At 61.5% G+C, this 16,081-nt stretch carries 16 protein-coding genes and 2 pseudogenes; 14 read left to right on the top strand and 4 right to left on the bottom strand.

The genetic code is table 11. The features are described 5' to 3' along the window. Nucleotides 1–891 (bottom strand): LysR substrate-binding domain-containing protein, encoded by an 891-nt coding sequence (locus tag AC244_RS22590; protein ID WP_053251071.1) that lies wholly within the window; start codon nt 889–891, stop codon nt 1–3. 513 nt (nt 892–1,404) lie between these two features. Next, nucleotides 1,405–1,563, bottom strand: a pseudogene (locus AC244_RS36630) (oxidoreductase); the annotation flags it as partial. A 96-nt stretch (nt 1,564–1,659) separates the two neighbouring features. On the opposite strand from AC244_RS36630, the gene AC244_RS22585 reads away from it, so the two are divergent. The 6 genes from AC244_RS22585 to AC244_RS22565 all read left to right on the top strand — a co-directional run bounded on the left by AC244_RS22585 (nt 1,660) and on the right by AC244_RS22565 (nt 8,273). Continuing rightward, nucleotides 1,660–2,466 (top strand): cupin domain-containing protein, encoded by an 807-nt coding sequence (locus tag AC244_RS22585; protein ID WP_234717005.1) that lies wholly within the window; start codon nt 1,660–1,662, stop codon nt 2,464–2,466. Further along, nucleotides 2,373–2,573: a helix-turn-helix domain-containing protein gene (locus tag AC244_RS38220; protein ID WP_234717007.1), complete on the top strand. Its 201-nt coding sequence runs from the start codon at nt 2,373–2,375 to the stop codon at nt 2,571–2,573. The genes AC244_RS22585 and AC244_RS38220 overlap by 94 nt, the downstream gene beginning before the upstream one ends. A gap of 141 nt (nt 2,574–2,714) precedes the next feature. After that, a complete protein-coding gene (locus AC244_RS22580) occupies nt 2,715–4,166 on the top strand; it encodes an inorganic triphosphatase (protein WP_053251070.1) in 1,452 nt (483 codons plus the stop codon). Between the two features lie 229 nt (nt 4,167–4,395). Continuing rightward, nucleotides 4,396–5,358 (top strand): AraC family transcriptional regulator, encoded by a 963-nt coding sequence (locus tag AC244_RS22575; RefSeq protein WP_053251069.1) that lies wholly within the window; start codon nt 4,396–4,398, stop codon nt 5,356–5,358. 235 nt (nt 5,359–5,593) lie between these two features. Further along, complete coding sequence (locus AC244_RS22570) at nt 5,594–6,052, top strand: (2Fe-2S)-binding protein (protein ID WP_053251068.1); 459 nt, start codon at nt 5,594–5,596, stop codon at nt 6,050–6,052. Between the two features lie 4 nt (nt 6,053–6,056). Then, complete coding sequence (locus tag AC244_RS22565; protein ID WP_053251067.1) at nt 6,057–8,273, top strand: xanthine dehydrogenase family protein molybdopterin-binding subunit; 2,217 nt, start codon at nt 6,057–6,059, stop codon at nt 8,271–8,273. 272 nt (nt 8,274–8,545) lie between these two features. Here the strand turns inward: AC244_RS22565 and AC244_RS22560 are convergent, their stop codons facing one another. Further along, nucleotides 8,546–9,610 carry a GlxA family transcriptional regulator gene (locus AC244_RS22560; RefSeq protein WP_053251066.1) on the bottom strand — a complete coding sequence of 355 codons (1,065 nt, stop codon included), beginning with the start codon at nt 9,608–9,610 and terminating at the stop codon, nt 8,546–8,548. A 174-nt stretch (nt 9,611–9,784) separates the two neighbouring features. Here AC244_RS22560 and AC244_RS22555 point away from each other — a divergent pair, with 174 nt between their 5' ends. The 7 genes from AC244_RS22555 (at nt 9,785) to AC244_RS38215 (ending at nt 15,513) form a co-directional block, all read left to right on the top strand. Beyond that, nucleotides 9,785–10,666: an ABC transporter substrate-binding protein gene (locus AC244_RS22555; protein WP_053251120.1), complete on the top strand. Its 882-nt coding sequence runs from the start codon at nt 9,785–9,787 to the stop codon at nt 10,664–10,666. A 71-nt stretch (nt 10,667–10,737) separates the two neighbouring features. Continuing rightward, nucleotides 10,738–11,490 carry an amino acid ABC transporter ATP-binding protein gene (locus AC244_RS22550; RefSeq protein WP_053251065.1) on the top strand — a complete coding sequence of 251 codons (753 nt, stop codon included), beginning with the start codon at nt 10,738–10,740 and terminating at the stop codon, nt 11,488–11,490. A gap of 9 nt (nt 11,491–11,499) precedes the next feature. After that, nucleotides 11,500–12,159 (top strand): amino acid ABC transporter permease, encoded by a 660-nt coding sequence (locus AC244_RS22545; protein ID WP_053251064.1) that lies wholly within the window; start codon nt 11,500–11,502, stop codon nt 12,157–12,159. Continuing rightward, nucleotides 12,156–12,818, top strand: a complete 663-nt coding sequence (locus AC244_RS22540; protein WP_053251063.1) for an amino acid ABC transporter permease — start codon at nt 12,156–12,158, stop codon at nt 12,816–12,818. The genes AC244_RS22545 and AC244_RS22540 overlap by 4 nt, the downstream gene beginning before the upstream one ends. A gap of 72 nt (nt 12,819–12,890) precedes the next feature. Beyond that, nucleotides 12,891–14,027, top strand: coding sequence for an Atu1372/SO_1960 family protein (locus AC244_RS22535; protein ID WP_234717004.1), 1,137 nt, complete (start codon nt 12,891–12,893; stop codon nt 14,025–14,027). Between the two features lie 16 nt (nt 14,028–14,043). Next, nucleotides 14,044–15,252 carry an FAD-dependent oxidoreductase gene (locus tag AC244_RS22530; RefSeq protein ID WP_053251061.1) on the top strand — a complete coding sequence of 403 codons (1,209 nt, stop codon included), beginning with the start codon at nt 14,044–14,046 and terminating at the stop codon, nt 15,250–15,252. Nucleotides 15,253–15,309: 57 nt separating this feature from the next. After that, nucleotides 15,310–15,513, top strand: a complete 204-nt coding sequence (locus tag AC244_RS38215) for a hypothetical protein (protein ID WP_053251060.1) — start codon at nt 15,310–15,312, stop codon at nt 15,511–15,513. Nucleotides 15,514–15,541: 28 nt separating this feature from the next. Here the strand turns inward: AC244_RS38215 and AC244_RS38210 are convergent. Beyond that, nucleotides 15,542–15,640, bottom strand: a pseudogene (locus AC244_RS38210) (AMP-binding enzyme); the annotation flags it as partial. Nucleotides 15,641–15,761: 121 nt separating this feature from the next. On the opposite strand from AC244_RS38210, the gene AC244_RS22520 reads away from it, so the two are divergent. Further along, nucleotides 15,762–16,049, top strand: coding sequence for a hypothetical protein (locus tag AC244_RS22520; RefSeq protein WP_053251059.1), 288 nt, complete (start codon nt 15,762–15,764; stop codon nt 16,047–16,049). The last annotated feature ends 32 nt before the right edge of the window (nt 16,050–16,081 follow it).

Here is a 16,081-nt window from a genome sequence, read left to right as displayed (position 1 = left end):
TCAGCGCCTTGCCGCCCAGGCATCGCGCTCGGCGCGCAGCCAATCGAGGAAGATGCGGACCTTCTTTCTTCGCAGATGGTCGAAGGGGCAGACGATCCACTGGGTCACCAATCGAACCGTCGGATAGGTCGTGACCGGGCAGACCAGGCGGCCTGAGGCGAGTTCCTCTTCCATCATGAGCGTGCTTTCCAGAGCAATGCCCATTCCGCCTGCGGCAGCATCGATCGCCATGTGGCTGCGGTCGAACAATACCCTTTGCCAGCGATCGGTGGGCGTCACGCCCGCCAAGGGAAACCACGTCGTCCACTGGGCCTGGGATTTCGCAGAGTGGATAAGTCGAAATTTTGGCAGCTCTTCCGGTGTCAGGCTGCCGGCGGCTGCATAATGCGGCGAGCAGACGGGTAGAAATTCCTCTTCAGCAACCCCTTCCACAAACAGACCGGGCCACCGTCCGTCACCATGGCGAAGCTCGATATCGACGATTTCCTGGCCGAAATCGGTCGGCTCGTTTGTACCGTCGAGGCGCACCTCCAGATCCGGCTGTTGGTCAAGGAACGATCCAAGCCTGGGAAGGATCCATTTGTTTGAAAGCGTCGGCGTTGCCCGAACGGTAAGACTGGTAACGGAGCGGAAGCCCTTGATTGTCGCAGTTGCCTCGGCAATGTGCTCGACCTGATCGGCGATCATCGAGAAATATCGCTCGCCGGCTTCGGTCAGCACGATGCCGCGGCCGGCTTTCGCCAGCAAGGCGACACCGAGCTGCTGCTCGAGCGTCTGGATCTGTTGGCTGACGGCCGATGGGGTTACGCTTAGTTCCTTGGCGGCACGCGAAATGCTGCCGGCGCGCGCGGCGGTGTGGAACACGAAAATCGGCTTGATGGGAATGTGCATCGGGGCATGTTCGCAAAGGGTTTATACCCTTTAACCACCTGCCGGCCCTATCGCCAAGCGGCGAACGCGCTGCAAAGCAGCAATGCACAATTGGCACTGCCCCGGCCGGCATCCGCTCTGTAGAATCATCGATAGAAAAACGAGGATCTTACAATGCGTGCAAACACCAATCCGAGATCGCACAGCGCCGTCCGGCGGATATGGGAAGCCTTTGTCGCGGTCCGCGCCCACCATGCCCGTCAGATGCTTGATATGCATAGCAACCGCCGGGGCTGAGCCTTGGTCATGCCCTGGATGTGACTTGGTTTAGTTGCTGATTTCCCGATGCAGGTTCGACCTCTGCATGAACGAACCTCTCTGCCAATCCCCCAGGCAGTTCATTATTTCATTGGGAGAGGCGGAGACACGAACATAGCCTCCGCATCTTGCGCGCTCCATTCCGCGCCAGATATCGAGCGCTGCTTGTTGGCGTCGGCGGCAATCAGGCTGGCATCGACGGTAAAGCCTTCAGCACCCCGCGGGCGCGAGCGTCCTGGCGGTATCGAGACCGAGGCGGGAATAACCGCCGGTGACGATGGCGACCTTTCCGACCAGGCTGATGCCGGCGATGACGTCCGAGGTGGTGGAGGCGGCAGTGAAGCCGGAGTTGATAGGCCGTTGCATGCTAGACATGTTTGGGTCTCCTGTTTTAGACCCGACTGAGATACTGTTGGCCCCGCTGACTTTGAATGCTTGATCGTCCGCACTTCCTTCGCCATAGTTCAGAACATGACCGCTGATCCGTTATCCGCGATCCTGTCGCTGATCGAAACGCGCGTCGTCTACAGCGGCGGCTTTTCGGCCGGGGGCGCATGGGCCATCCGTTTCCCGCCGCCGCAGAAGGTCAAGTTCTTTGCCATTGCCCATGGCTCGTGTTTTGTCACTGTCGATGGCCTTCCCGATCTTTTCCATCTGAATAATGGCGACGTCTTCCTCCTGTCCGCGGAGGCGGCCTTTACGGTCGCGAGCGACCCCGCTTTGCCTCCAGCGGATGCGTTGGTCGTATTCGACGAAGGGCGATCCACCTTCGCGCATCTGGGTGAAGGCGGCGACCTGCTCTATCTCGGGAGCCATCTCGAATTCGCGTCCAAAGGCAGCCGTCTCCTTATCGACAGTCTTCCACCGGTCATTCATCTGAGCGCAGGCGAGACGGGAACCGGCCGGCTGCGATGGCTGATCGAAGAGCTTGTAAGGGAGACGACGTCCACCGTTCCTGGAACCGTTGCGGCGCGTTCGGGGCTTGCCAATCTCATGTTCCTGCAGTTGCTGCGCGGCTATCTTTCGCAGGAGCGCGGCGTCCATGTCGGTTGGCTACGGGCTGCCTGCGATCCGAAACTCGCGCCCGCCCTGAGCCTGATGCACCGCGATCCCGCCCGCAACTGGCACCTGCCGGAACTCGCAAAGGCATGTCGCGGACCTCCTTTGCCACCTACTTCAAGGCGATCGCCGGCGTCGGCCCACTCAGTTATCTCACGGAATGGCGTATGTGGCTGGCAGAGCGAAAGCTCAGGGAAGGCGGCCAATCGGTTTCAATGATCGCCCACTCTGTCGGATATGCCTCCGAGGCGGCCTTCAGCACAGCCTATAAACGTGTCATGGGCCGCTCACCCAGGCGACAAGTGCACCAAGTCACAGCCTCATAAGCGAGGCGAAGGATGGCTGGTGTGTTTCATTTCCCCGTATCCCGCTCGACATAACTAGAGGCGGAAGGTTGTTTGTGACAGTCTTGTGACGCACCATGCGGCCCTTCGATTACGGGGAAGCCACGCTGCGCCGAGGCCGTCATGCAGGAAACGGAACTGAAGCTCGAGCTTTCGCATTCGGGTGCGAGGTCGCTCCTGAAGGAAAATCCGTTCGATTCCTCGCCCACCATCCTTCAGCAGGTGTCCATTTATTTCGATACCGCCGGATGGGATCTGTTCAAGCGCGGCCTGTCGCTGCGCATCCGGCATTCGGGAAATGAACGGATACAAACCGTCAAGGCCACCGATGGCGCCGCGGCCGGAGCGTTCACCCGCGAGGAATGGGAGCAACCGGTCGCCGGCGATACACCGGTACTCGACGACCCGCAGATCCGAGACCTGCTTGCAGGAGTTGGCCCAAAGCTCGCACCCTTGTTCGAGGCTCATGTCAAACGGCATCGTTGGAATGTGATGGATGGCGACGCCACAATCGAAGTCGCTTTGGATATTGGCAAGGTCGTTGCAGCGGATCGCGAGGCGCCGCTCTGCGAGATCGAGTTGGAAAAGAAGGCGGGCTCACCGACAGCACTGTTTGCACTCGCCCGAAAGGTCGATCTGATCACACCGGCGCATCTCGGGGTGCTGAGCAAAGCGGAACGAGGCTATCGTCTGCTTGGCTCAGCACCCGGTGCGGTGAAAGCGTCGCTAACCCCGCTCACGTCCGACATCAGCGTGGCAACCGCTTTCGCGCGCATTGCTGCGGCCTGTCTCAGACAGTTTCGTCTCAATGAAACGGCGCTGGGCTGGTCCCGCGATGCCGAGGCCCTGCACCAGGCTCGCGTATCGCTGCGACGGCTGCGCTCCCTTTGCTCGATCGCTAAATCCCGGTTTGACGACAGCCGTTTCGACCACCTGCGAGAAGAATTGAAATGGCTCGCCTCGGAACTTGGCGATGCGCGCAATATCGACGTGATGATCGGCCGGGCTTCGAGCGAAGCTCTTTCACGCCGTCTTCAAGACGCGCGCGACGACGCCTATGGGGCGGTGGAAGCATCGCTCTCCTCGGTGCGCGCCCGCTCCTTGATGATCGATGCCGCGGAGTGGATTTCCATCACAGACTGGCGAACCGACCAATCGGACAAGCCGTTGCACGAGCAGTCGTCAAGGGACTTCGCCTGCGGTGTGTTTGATAAACTTTGGAAAAAGGTGGCGAAGGGGGGCAACAATCTCACCGATCTGGATGACGAGGCGCGCCATGAGGTGCGTATCGCCGCAAAGAAACTGCGCTATGCGGCGGAGTTCTTCGAACCGTTTTACAAGAGCAAGGCGGAAGCCAAACGCCATCGCCGGTTCATCGCGGCGCTGGAGGGCCTGCAGGATCAGCTCGGCAGCCTCAACGATCTCGTCACAGCCCCTGAGATGCTGGCAGCGCTGGAGCTTTCGGACGTGGCTGGCGCGAAGGATCTCTTTAACGCCGAAGACAAGTCCAAGCTTCTTGAGGACGCCGCGGAGGCGCACGACGCCTTCGTTGACACGAAGCGCTTCTGGCGTTGAGCCTGCGCGGTCGACCATCATTTATGATCCGAGGTTTCATAGGCGTGGGTAACGCAGGGATATGATCTCGTCACGCCGGAGGTTGTCCGTTCTGGTCACAGCTAGCCAACGACCGGCGTTGGTGGCTGCCTCGCAACGCGCTCCGGCATTATGGTTGCCTAATCCTGTCGAGATCAAAATAATTTGATAAGCAGCCAATTTGACGGGCGGGTCGGAGGACAGTCAGGGCATGGCAACGAGCGAGACGATTATGCAGCCACGCGACCTGCGCGAGGAAACCGCGCCCCTTCGGGCGCGAATTCTCGACATGCTCTCGCAACTGCCATGGGACGGCGTTCGCTACGGCCACCCAGTTCCGGGACTTTCGCTCTATCGCATCATCGAGCCAGCCGGCCCGTTTTCCAGCGTCTCCGAACCAAGCGTGGCGCTCATCATCAAGGGAAGCAAGCGCGTCCACGTCGGTAACGAAACGCTTGTTTACGATGAATCCTGCTTCTTCATGACCGCCATCGGCCTGCCGATGACCGGCCAGATCTGCGAGGCGAGCGAAAACGAGCCCTATGTGGCAGCCACGCTACGCCTCGATCTCGAAAAGCTGCGCCGAATTATCGCCGATTACGACATACAGCCGCCGGATGCACCCGAACGTGATCTCGGCGTCGTGGTCGGTGCCGCCACACCGGAGCTGTTCGACGCCCTATCGCGACTGATTTCGCTCGCGAACGCGCCAGCGGACATCCCGTTCCTGGCCAACCAAATCCAGAGCGAGATCCTCTATCGGCTGCTCACCGGCGAGCAAGGCGCGCGGCTGCGGCGGTTCGCGCTCGCTGGCACGAACAGTAACCGGGTAGCAAAGGCCGTAGCGTGGCTGAAAGAAAACTATGCCCGGCCGCTTCGCGTCGAAGAACTCGCGGAGATTGCGAACATGGGGGTATCCACATTGCACCACCATTTCCGCGCCATGACAGCCATGAGCCCGCTGCAGTTCCAGAAGCACCTGCGGCTGCATCATGCGCGGGAACTGATGCTCTCGGAATCGCTCGATGCCGCAACAGCCGCGCTGCGCGTCGGCTACGAAAGCCAGACACAGTTCAACAGGGAATATCGGCGCGCCTTCGGTCATCCGCCGCTTAGAGACATCAAGGCAATTCTGAGCTCCAGCGACTCGAAAAGACGCGACTCCATCGGTTGACGGGCTGCCGAGCACAGGCAGAGCGTGGCCGTCGGGCGCGCCGGCGCATCCTTAGCTATGATCACAATTTCGTCAGGCCGAGAGGAATAGGCAATAATCCGACAGGATCGAACCTATCAGCATGCCGGATGGTCTTCTAAGCTGCAGCCGGCGGTCTGGCGATGGCCGCGGCGTGTGAAGCGGGGTTTCCGGATACGCATCCCGAGACCACGCGCCCGAACGCGAGGAGAACACCATGGCAATTGTAACGATCAACGGCGTCGAACACACGGTCGAAGCCGAGGCGGATATGCCGCTTCTTTGGGTGATCCGCGATCTAGTTGGATTAACAGGGACGAAGTTCGGCTGCGGCATGGCGCAATGCGGCGCCTGCACGGTCTATGTCGACGGTTCGCCGGTTCGGTCTTGTCAGACCTTGGTCGGTGACATCGAAGGGGCAAAGGTGACGACCATCGAGGGCCTGAAGGGAAAGGTCACGGAAACGGTTCAGGCCGTCTGGGCCGATCTCGACGTGCCGCAGTGCGGGTACTGCCAGTCTGGGCAGATCATGTCGGCGACAGACCTCCTGACGAACAATCCGAAGCCGAGCGATGAGGACATCGACACGGCCATGTCAGGCAATCTCTGTCGTTGCGCCACCTATCACCGAATCCGAGCCGGCATCCACGAAGCCGCTAAGCGCCTGGAGGCTTAAAGCCATGCTGCCCAAACTCATGCAATCGGTTTCCCTCCCCGCCGCGAAAGTGCAGGCATCGCGGCGGCAGTTCCTCATTGGTGCTCTTGCCACAGGTACTGGTATGGTCGTCGGCTTTCGCCTCCTGCCCGCGTCCCCGGCTGTAGCGGGCGAGACAGCGACGACGAGCGCTTCACATGCCTTTTCCCCCTACGTCACGATCAACGGCGATGGAAAAGTGATCGTACTTTCGTCGCAGTTCGAGATGGGCCAGGGCTCCTATAACGGTATTGCCACACTGGTGGCGGAAGAACTCGATGCCGACTGGTCGACGATCGACGTGAAAGGGGCTGCCGGCGATGTGAAGGCCTACGGCAACATCGCCTTTGGCGGCGCCTTTCAGGGCACCGGCGGGTCCACGTCGATGGCGTCCTCTTGGGAGCGCTATCGCAAGGCGGGTGCGGTCGCCCGCTCCATGCTGGTCGCTGCTGCTGCCTCCGAGTGGGGTGTTGCCGCGGCGGAGATCACCGTCGAGAACGGCATTCTTGCCCATCCGTCCGGCAAGAGCGGCGGCTTCGGTGTCTTTGCCGCAAAGGCGGCGACAATGCCGGTGCCCACGGACGTGGCACTTAAGCAACCGAGCGACTGGAAGCTCATCGGCAATGCCGGGCTGAAGCGTTTCGACAGCGCCCGTAAGGCAAATGGGACCGAGCAGTACACGATCGACATCAAGCTTCCCGGCATGCTGACCGCCGTGATGATCCATCCGCCGCTGTTCGGCGCGAAGGCAAAGTCCTTCGACGCCTCGGCCGCGCGCACCGTTAAGGGGGTGATCGACGTCGTCGAAACGCCTCGGGGCATTGCCGTCGTCGGCGAAAACATGTGGGCGGCGATCAAGGGCCGCGAGGCGGTCACTGTCAATTGGGACGAAAGGGCGGCGGAGACGCGCGGCACGGCTGAGCTAATGTCCGCGTATCGCGACCTTGCGAAGAAGACGCCGGCCGCGCTCGCGCGCAACGATGGCGACGCCGAAACAGCCTTCGCCGGCGCAACGAAGGTAATCGAGGCAAGTTTCGAGTTCCCCTATCTCGCGCATGCCGCAATGGAACCGCTGAATGCCGTGGCGCGCATGAACGCGGACGGCACGCTCGAGGTCTGGGGTGGGCATCAGTTCCCGGACGTATACCAGATGCTCGCCGGTCAGGTGGCTGGGGTTGCCCCCGAAAAGGTGCGCCTCAACGTCATGAAGACCGGCGGCAGCTTTGGCCGGCGGGCCGTGTTCGACGGTGATGTCGTCGTCGAGGCGGTGCATGTGGCCAAGGCCCTTGGTTTCCGCGCGCCGGTAAAGGTACAGTGGACTCGGGAGGACGACATGCGCGCGGGTCGCTACCGACCCGCCTATGTGCATAGCCTCAAGGCCGGCATTGACGAGAACGGAAAGCTCGTTGCTTGGAGCAACCACATCGTCGGCCAGTCCATCATGGCGAAGACTGCGTTCGACGGAATGGTCAAGAATGGGGTCGACCCGACCTCGGTCGAAGGGGCCAACAATCTGCCTTATGCCATTCCGAACCAGACGGTGGGTCTGACCACCACTGAGGTCGGCGTTCCGGTTCTATGGTGGCGCTCCGTCGGCTCGACCCATACCGCCTTCGCAGCCGAAACCTTCCTGGACGAGGTCGCCGAGACGGCAGGGCGAGATCCGATAGAATTCCGTCTTTCGATGCTTGAGCCGCAGTCGCGTCACGCGACCGTCCTCAAGCTGGCGGCGGAAAAGGCGGAATGGCAGAAGCCCTTGCCCGAGGGGCGTTTTCGAGGGGTTGCCATCGCCGAGAGCTTCGGCTCCGTTGTGGCCGAGATCGCCGAGGTCTCGACTGACGGAAATGGCCAGATCCAGGTCGAGCGCGTCGTAGCCGCTGTCGATTGCGGTCTGGCGATCAATCCGGACCAGGTCCGCGCCCAGGTGGAGGGCGGAATCGGCTTTGGGTTGGGTGCGATACTCGGCGAGGAGATCACGCTGACGGACGGCAAGGTCGACCATAGCAATTTCGACCTTTATACGCCGCTGAGGATCGATGCGATGCCAAAGGTCGAAGTTCACATCGTCGCCTCCGCCAATCCGCCCTCCGGCATCGGCGAGCCCGGCGTTCCGCCCATCGGCCCCGCAGTCGCCAATGCCGCCTACAGGGCGCTCGGCAAGCGGATCCGCGTCTTGCCAATCGCGAAATCGCTCAACACGTGATCTCGCATGCCCGCCGGCCGCATGGCCGGTTGGGCATGGGCCAGACCTGTCAATTTTCCGCGAGCCGCGCAGCGGGGACATGGAAGCGTCCGTTAGTCCTCGTCGGTCAGCAGCAGGCCAATGACAATGAATGGCAAGAGCATCGCGAAGACGAGGCGCATGTCGCCGTGCTCTGCAACAGGCCAATCAACGTTGCTCTCAGCAGGTGATCGATGAGATCAAGGAGACGGCCCGTGGAGGGGCATCCGTCCTGTAATGGGTAAATGGGCTTGTCAACCGCGTCTGTGTCGGAATTCGCTTGGCGAGCTTTGATATTTCTTGCGGAATGCCGTCGCCAGATGTGCTGAATCGGAAAAGCCTGTTTCGTGCGCAATCGCAGTGACGGCCATCACGCTGTTGTCCAGAAGGAAGCGTACGTAGCGCAGCCTTGTTTCCAGAATGAAATGCTTCGGCGTCATGCCGATATGTTCCTGAAACAGGCGTGTGAACTGGCGAGGCGACAGGCCCACGATGGCGGCAACGCGCTCTGGCGACACATCTCGTCCCTTGCGGCTCTCGATCAGGACGATGGCTCTCTGCACCCGGGTGTCTTCGACATGTCGAAACGAGGATGCCCGTTCGTGGTCGAAGACGCTCATGTTTTTCTGGTCGGTCAGCGAGAGCTGATAAACGGCCTTCGCGGCCCTGTCGGGACCGCAGTGATTGCGGATGAGTTCGGTCATCAGCGATAGGACGGATACACCACCCGGTACGGTGATGCGGCCGTCCTTGATGAGGAAGTCGTCCCGGGTGGAAAAGGGTTGCCGTGGGAACGCCACCCGGAAATCTTCCGCATGAAAAGGGTGGATGGCGGCCCTTCGTCCCACAAGCAACCCCTCCTGAGCCAGGACGAAGGAACCAGTGCAGGCACCGATGATGGGAACGCCCGCAGAAGCGGCGACGCGAATGTAGTCGCGATGGGAGGCAGGTGAGGTCTGGATATGTGGAAGCAGGCCTCCGATGACGACAACGTAGTCGAAGTCGATGGGGTTGATGTAGGGCGCGTCGGCCTGAACGCGTATTCCGCAGCTCGCCACGGCCTCATAGCCGGGCTTTCCCATGATCGACCAACGGCAGTGGAGCGGGCGGGAATTGTCGGCGAAATCCGCCGCATGACGCAAGGGCTCCACGACGCCCGTCAGCGACATCATCGGGAAGGTCGGCCACAGAAGGATGCCAACGGAAATGTCAGGCTTGCGGTCGCGCGCAGCAAGCAGCCTCTCCGCCCAGAGGCTGTCCAGCCAATGAATATAGTCGGCATCGGTTTCGACGCGCGAAGCATCGTCCTGTGTAGTCATGGGAGCGCCCTCCGCTACGGCACTATGGAGGGCCCCGTGTCATTTTTCAAAGAAAAAGTCTGTTTTTTAAAATTCACGGACCGCCATCGGTGGCAACATGGTCTGCGTTGAATGCAACATCCGGTCGGTGAACGCGACCGGTTCGGGGAACCAATAACTTCAAGGATCGAACAGATGACACTTTCTCTTTCGAGAAGGCTGGTGGTGTGCGCGCTGCTGGCAGGCGGGAGCTTTTCGGTATTTTCCTCTGCAGCGCAGGCCTTTGAACTGGCCGAGCAGGGGAAGCTGACGGTCGCCTTCACCGGCGACATGCCCGGCTCCGGCTGGCAGGACGGCAAGCTGATCGGCTATGACGGCGAAATCATGCAGAAGGTCGCCGAAAAGCTCGGCCTCCCGGTTCAGCCGGGGTTGATGGAATGGTCGGGCACCATCGCCTCGGTCGAGGCGGGCCGCGTCGACGTGATGCTCGGCACGATGGGCTGGACGGAAAAGCGCACGCAGATCATGAGCCTTTCCGAACCGATTCACTACTTCAAGAACGGCATCATGCAGTCGTCGAAGACGAACTGGGACAAGCTGTCCGACCTTGAAGGCAAGAAGGTCGGCACAATCACCGGCTTCTCCTTTGTGCCGGAGCTGAAGAAGATCGAGGGCCTGGAACTGTCGCTCTACGATACGTCCGATGCCGCCGTGCGCGACCTGATCGCGGGCCGCATCGACGCCGTCATCGGCGATCCTCCGGTCGTGTCCTATGCGATCAAGCAGAATCCCGACTGGAGCATGCACTTCCTCGCCTTCACTGACACGAACCCCGATTTTCCGCTGCTCACGGGTCTCGGACAGGTGGTCTACGGCTTCAACAAGAAGAACGACGACCTGCGCCAGAAGGTGGATGCCATCATCGCGGAGATGTGGAAGACCTGCGAGATGAAGGCGATCGGCGAGCGCTACGGCCTTTCCGCCGACGTCTGGTACACGCCGGCCGGCGAAAACTTCCGTGCCGGCGTCGATCGCCCGGCGAATTACAAGCTGCCCTTCTGCGCTACAGGCGGCTGACGCGCAAGCCGTGGCGGTTGCCGCATGCGGTTACCGCCCAGCACCGTCTCAATCAAACAAAGGGGAATGCCATGAATCCGCTCCTGCGCGTGACGGGCCTCACCAAGAGCTATGGCCCGGTCGAGGTCCTGAAGGGGATCGATTTCAAAGTAGCGGCGGGCGAGAAGATCGCCCTGATCGGCCCCTCCGGCTCAGGCAAGTCGACCTGCCTGCGGTGCCTGAACTTTCTGGAAAAGCCGAGCGCGGGAGAAATCCATCTCGATGGCGAGCGGATCGGCGTTCGTCTCGGCCGGCCGATGAACGACCGGCAGCTTGCGCCGCAGCGGGCCGAAATGGGCATGGTCTTCCAGCTCTTCAATCTCTGGCCGCATCTCTCCGTCACGGAGAACGTCGCGATCGCCGCGCGCAAGGTGCGGGGTCTTTCGGCAAGGGAAGCGCGGGAACTGGCGCTCGACATGCTGGCGAAGGTGCACATGACCCATCGCGCCGCCGCCTCGCCGCAAGAGCTTTCCGGCGGCCAGCAGCAACGGGTCGCCATCGCCCGGGCACTCGCCCAGAAGCCCAAGCTGATGCTGTTCGACGAGCCGACGTCGGCGCTCGATCCGGAACTGGTGCATGAAGTGCTGAAGGTGATGGAGGAACTCGCTGCAGAAGGGCGCACCATGCTGATCGTGACGCATGAGATCGCCTTTGCCCGCGACATTGCCGATCGTGTGCTGTTCCTGGATGGAGGCAGGATCGTCGAAGGGGGGCCGGCGCGCGAACTGATCCTCTCTCCGCGGGAGCCGAGAACCCAGGCCTTTCTCCGTCAGATCCGGCATTGAGGGCGTGCCATGACCGAACTATCGACCTTCATTCTGATCCTGGAAGGGCTGCTCGCCGGGGCTGGCGTCACCGTCGTCGTCACGCTGGTGTCGCTGCTCCTGAGCGTATCTCTCGGCTTCGTTCTCGCCCTCGTGCGGCAGTTTGGAAAACGGCGCGCGCTGCACGCCTTGATCGACCTCTATTGCGAGATCATGCGCAACATTCCGGCGCTGACTCACCTGTTCATCCTCTATTTCGGGCTGGCCAGCATCGGATTTCGGCTCTCGTCCATTGCCGCGGCGATCCTCGGCCTGGGGCTGATCGGCGGCGCCGTCACCTGTGATCTGTTCCGCGCGGGCTTTGCGGCTCTGCCGAAAGGCCAGGCCGAGGCGGCGCTCGCAGTCGGCTTCACACCCTTCCAGACGATCCTCGACATCCTGACCCCTCAGGCAATGCGCATCGCGCTGCCTTCGCTTGGAAATTATGCCGTGCAGCTTCTCAAGGATACGTCCATCGTTTCCGCCATCGCCGCGCCCGAGATCATGTTTTACGCGCGCTCCATGGTGACCTCTTCGTTCCAGACCACGCTGATCTACACCACGGTCGCCTTGCTCTACCTCGCGCTCGCCCTGCCGCTGATGCAGGCGATCCGTATTCTTGAAAACCGGTACGGGAGGCTGAAGGCATGAACAGGTTCATCCAGCCCTATGTCGACAATGCCGGAGAATGGCTGCCGCTGCTTCTGGAAGCGATGGGCAAGACGGCCCTGCTTTCGATTTGCGCCTTTGCCCTATCGTTGGTGTTCGGGCTCTTGCTGGCGGTTTGCCGCAACACGCGGTGGCGGTGGCTCGAACGGGGCGTGGCGCTCTACGTTGCAACCGTCCGCGGCGTACCGCTTCTTGCCATTCTCTTCCTGCTCTATTTCGGGTTGCCGGGTGCCGGCGTCACGTTCGATGCCTTCACCGCAGCGGTTCTCGCGCTGGCGCTCGCCTTCGCCGCGCAGGTGGCGGAACTGTTTCGGGCCGGTCTGATGGCAATCCCCGCCGGCCAGCGCGAAGCCGCGCTCGCCGTCGGTTTCACGCCCTATCAGAGTTTTACGCTGATCGTGTTGCCGCAGGTGGTGCGCATCAGCATTGCACCACTCATCGTCACTTTCGTCTCGCTGCTCAAGGATTCCTCCCTCGCATCGCTGATCACGGTGGACGAGCTGGCGCTGACGGGCCGTGCCATGGCGACGGAATACTTCCTGCCTTTACAGATCTATGTGGCTGTGGGGCTCTGCTACTTCCTGATCGCCTGGCCTTTTTCGCTTCTTTCCAAGCGGCTTGCTCCTCCCGCGGCCCGCTAGCTTCCATCGAAAGACAAGACAATGACTACTTCTACACACGGAGGCGGCCGGGCACGGCGCGCCGTCATCCTCATGACGCCGGATATCGAGAACCCGACCGGCATCCCGACCGAGAAGACGTATGCGGTGAGGGCCAACTATGCCGAGGCGATCAGCGAGGCGGGCGGCATGCCGCTGATCCTTCCCTATGAACCGCATGCGATCGCCACGGCGCTTGATCTCGCCGACGGTGTGCTGATCACCGGCACAACCCCCGGCGCAGAAGGGGAGACCGAGAGGCGGTCGTTCGAACTGAAGCTCGTCGAACATGCGGTAAACGCAGGAAAGCCCCTTCTCGGCATATGCCACGGCATGCAACTGATCGGCGAATGGTTGGGCGGCACCTTTGCAAGGAGCCTGCCCGGTTCGTGCGGTGAAACCGTAGAACACATGCCGAGTGCCATACCGGATCGGCTTGCCCACAAAATATCGGTGGAGCCGGGGAGTGTACTTGCCGAGGTTCTCGGCGGCGTCGAGGCCGAAGTGAACAGCCTGCATCGGCATGTCTTGACGGGCGTGGGCCGGTTCCGCGTCACCGCGCGTGCTCGAGACGGGGTGATCGAGGCCTTCGAGGGGGAAACTCCGGGCTTTTGCCTCGGCATTCAATGGCACCCCGAGTATCGCCTGACGGATCTCGACCGCGGGATCTTCAGCACGTTCGTGGAGCGGAGCGCCGAGTGCGCCGCGAAGGATGGCATTCCGAAAACACCTTGTTCCGTGCGTGCGCGTCTCGCCGCGCGCGGTCTCGCCTTGCCGGAGGCTTCCGCGCCTCCCGGCGCTTTTGTCGGTGCGATCAGGGCTGGCAATACCGTGACGGTATCCGGCCAGGTGCCCTTGAAGGACAAGACCGTTCTTCGAACGGGCCATCTGGGAAAAGGGATTTCCCTTGAGGAAGGGCGTGAATGCGCCCGCTGGGCGTTTCTCAATGCGCTCGCGCAGCTGGAGCGGATCGCCGGAAGGCTCGATCGGGTGAAGGGATTCGTGCGGCTTGCCGGCTACGTGGCCGCCACCCCCGACTTTACGCAGCATGGGGTGGTGGTCGATGGGGCCTCTGAATTGCTGCGCGAGATTTTCCCCCAGTGCTGGCCGCATGCGCGCATCGCCGTGGGCGTCGGGTCGCTGCCGCGCGGCGCACCGGTGGAGATCGAGCTGACGGCGCTACTTGGCTAGGTGGAGGACTGAAGCGATGCACATCGCCGTTATCGGGGCAGGGGTGGTCGGCGTTTCATCGGCCTATCTGCTGGCGCGGACCGGACATCGCGTCACGCTGATCGACGCGGAAGCCGAGCCGGGGAGGGGAGTGAGCGCGGCCAATGCGGCGCAACTGTCCTGGGCTTACGGTGATGCCATGGCATCACCCGCCTTCCTGAAGCATCTGCCAGCCATCCTGGCTCATCGCGATCCGGCGTTCCGCGTCCGTTTGCGGCTCGATCCGGACTTTTTGCTCTGGGGTTTGAGGTTTCTGGCCAACACGCCGTCCAGGCGCTGGTGGAAGAATACGAGCGAAATTCTGAGACTCGCCGATGAATCGCGGCGGGAACTGGCATTGCTTCTGGCGGAGGCAGATCTCGCTTTCGACTACCGCGTTGCCGGCAAACTGCATCTCTATCCGGATGCGGCGAGCCTTTCCGCCGCACTGCCCGTCGTCGAACGCAAGCGGCGGCTCGGCTTCGATCAGCGCGTGCTGTCGCGATCGGAAGCCGAAGAGGTAGAGCCGGCTTTGAAGGCCTACCAAGGGGAGATCGCGGGTGCTGTCTATACACCCGACGACGCGCTTGGCGATGCAGCGGCGTTCTGCCGGCAACTGACGCACGCTATTGCGCTCAGGTACGCCGTATCGACCTGCTTCGGAAGACGGGTCGCAGGCTTCGAGCAGCACGCCGGGCGACTTTCGGCTGTCCGATTTTCGGATTGCGATCCGCTCCCGGTCGATGCCGCCGTCGTTACGGCTGGGCCACTGATCCGCACGCTCGCCGCCGCACTGCCGGAAGCGCGAGGGATTCAACCCGTCGTCGGCTATTCCCTGACCGTGCCATGGAGGGAAGGAGCTCCGCGCGTCAGCCTGACGGATGTGAAGCGCAAGCTCGCCTTCGCGGCGATCGGCGAACGGTTCCGCGTCGCCGGGTTGGCCGATATCAAGACGTCCGGTTCCGGTTTCGCCCCTGACCGTTTTGCCGTCCTGCGGGAAACGGCAAGTGCCGTGCTGCCCGGTTGTTTTGGACAAGCGGAATGGGAGCGCCACTGGTCTGGTGAGCGCCCCATGACACCGTCCTCCCAGCCCATCATTGCGCCTTCACGGAATATCCGCGGCGTCTACGTCAACGCGGGGCACGGCATGCTCGGATGGACGCTGGCGCTGGGGTCTGCAAGGCGGCTTGCAAATATGCTGACCTGAGTATCCCTAGGTTCTGCAGTAAATTGCATTCCGCTACCGATGAGCAGGAGGCAGATCATGAGTATTTCGATTATTCCCGATCTGAAAGGTCCCGATGAAGTCCCGCGATCCGTCGTCGAGCTGACGCCGATCCGTCGCGAAGAGCGTTTCGTCTCCGTCCTGCTCGACGAATTGCAGGCAGCACCGCTGGAGTCGCGACCATCTCAGCCGTCATTTTCTTATCGGTATGAGCTGCTGGGCGCCGCTTTACGAACAGGCTGATTTCGTCACACAACTCGGCCGAGGGCTTAAATCCGTCCTTAAGGACCACGAATGCCTTGACGAGCTCGGTCCTGACGGGATCAGGCTTCCCGATGAACGAAGTTTCCAGAACCGCAGGATGTTCCATCAAAGCGTTCTCGACCTCTGTTGGGCCGATGCGGTAGCCCAACGGGGTAACCTCATGGAAGTACTGTCCAGCATGTTACGAATGATAACCTGCAGCAGGTCGCCGACGAATTGTTCGCGGCATGGCCAACGGTATCTTCGGTACCATCACGGCTCGGAAGTACTCGCTTGCCCAGGCCCGGCAGGCCCGCGAGGATATTCTCAACCGCAGATTTCCCCAGGTGGAGATTTGCGGCGCGATTGCTATCACGCTCAAGAGAAGCATCATCGCCCCATCTGTGAATTCGAACGCTCAGACGGGGTCTCTTCACCGACGATCAGTGTTGATCCGCCGCTCATTTCTTCGCCTGCTGCTCGCCGATCCGATCCATGAGACCTTTCCGCAAGCGCTCATGCCCGCACCTGGGTAAAGGAGACCTTCATCCATGCTGCCGATATTCAG

This window comes from Ensifer adhaerens (assembly GCF_001270265.1).
Lineage (GTDB): Bacteria > Pseudomonadota > Alphaproteobacteria > Rhizobiales > Rhizobiaceae > Ensifer > Ensifer adhaerens_B.
Note: the sequence above shows the minus strand (reverse complement) of the source record. Positions and strands in the feature narration are given on the sequence as shown.

Coding starts and splice junctions, on each gene's coding strand:
- AC244_RS22565 (WP_053251067.1), top strand. CDS start 6,057: ATGCTGCCCAAACTCATGCAATCGGTTTCCCTCCCCGCCGCGAAAGTG.
- AC244_RS22585 (WP_234717005.1), top strand. CDS start 1,660: ATGACCGCTGATCCGTTATCCGCGATCCTGTCGCTGATCGAAACGCGC.
- AC244_RS22580 (WP_053251070.1), top strand. CDS start 2,715: ATGCAGGAAACGGAACTGAAGCTCGAGCTTTCGCATTCGGGTGCGAGG.
- AC244_RS22590 (WP_053251071.1), bottom strand. CDS start 891: ATGCACATTCCCATCAAGCCGATTTTCGTGTTCCACACCGCCGCGCGC.
- AC244_RS22520 (WP_053251059.1), top strand. CDS start 15,762: ATGGCCAACGGTATCTTCGGTACCATCACGGCTCGGAAGTACTCGCTT.
- AC244_RS22545 (WP_053251064.1), top strand. CDS start 11,500: ATGACCGAACTATCGACCTTCATTCTGATCCTGGAAGGGCTGCTCGCC.
- AC244_RS22535 (WP_234717004.1), top strand. CDS start 12,891: ATGACGCCGGATATCGAGAACCCGACCGGCATCCCGACCGAGAAGACG.
- AC244_RS22555 (WP_053251120.1), top strand. CDS start 9,785: ATGACACTTTCTCTTTCGAGAAGGCTGGTGGTGTGCGCGCTGCTGGCA.
- AC244_RS22570 (WP_053251068.1), top strand. CDS start 5,594: ATGGCAATTGTAACGATCAACGGCGTCGAACACACGGTCGAAGCCGAG.
- AC244_RS22540 (WP_053251063.1), top strand. CDS start 12,156: ATGAACAGGTTCATCCAGCCCTATGTCGACAATGCCGGAGAATGGCTG.
- AC244_RS22550 (WP_053251065.1), top strand. CDS start 10,738: ATGAATCCGCTCCTGCGCGTGACGGGCCTCACCAAGAGCTATGGCCCG.
- AC244_RS22560 (WP_053251066.1), bottom strand. CDS start 9,610: ATGACTACACAGGACGATGCTTCGCGCGTCGAAACCGATGCCGACTAT.
- AC244_RS22575 (WP_053251069.1), top strand. CDS start 4,396: ATGGCAACGAGCGAGACGATTATGCAGCCACGCGACCTGCGCGAGGAA.
- AC244_RS22530 (WP_053251061.1), top strand. CDS start 14,044: ATGCACATCGCCGTTATCGGGGCAGGGGTGGTCGGCGTTTCATCGGCC.
- AC244_RS38215 (WP_053251060.1), top strand. CDS start 15,310: ATGAGTATTTCGATTATTCCCGATCTGAAAGGTCCCGATGAAGTCCCG.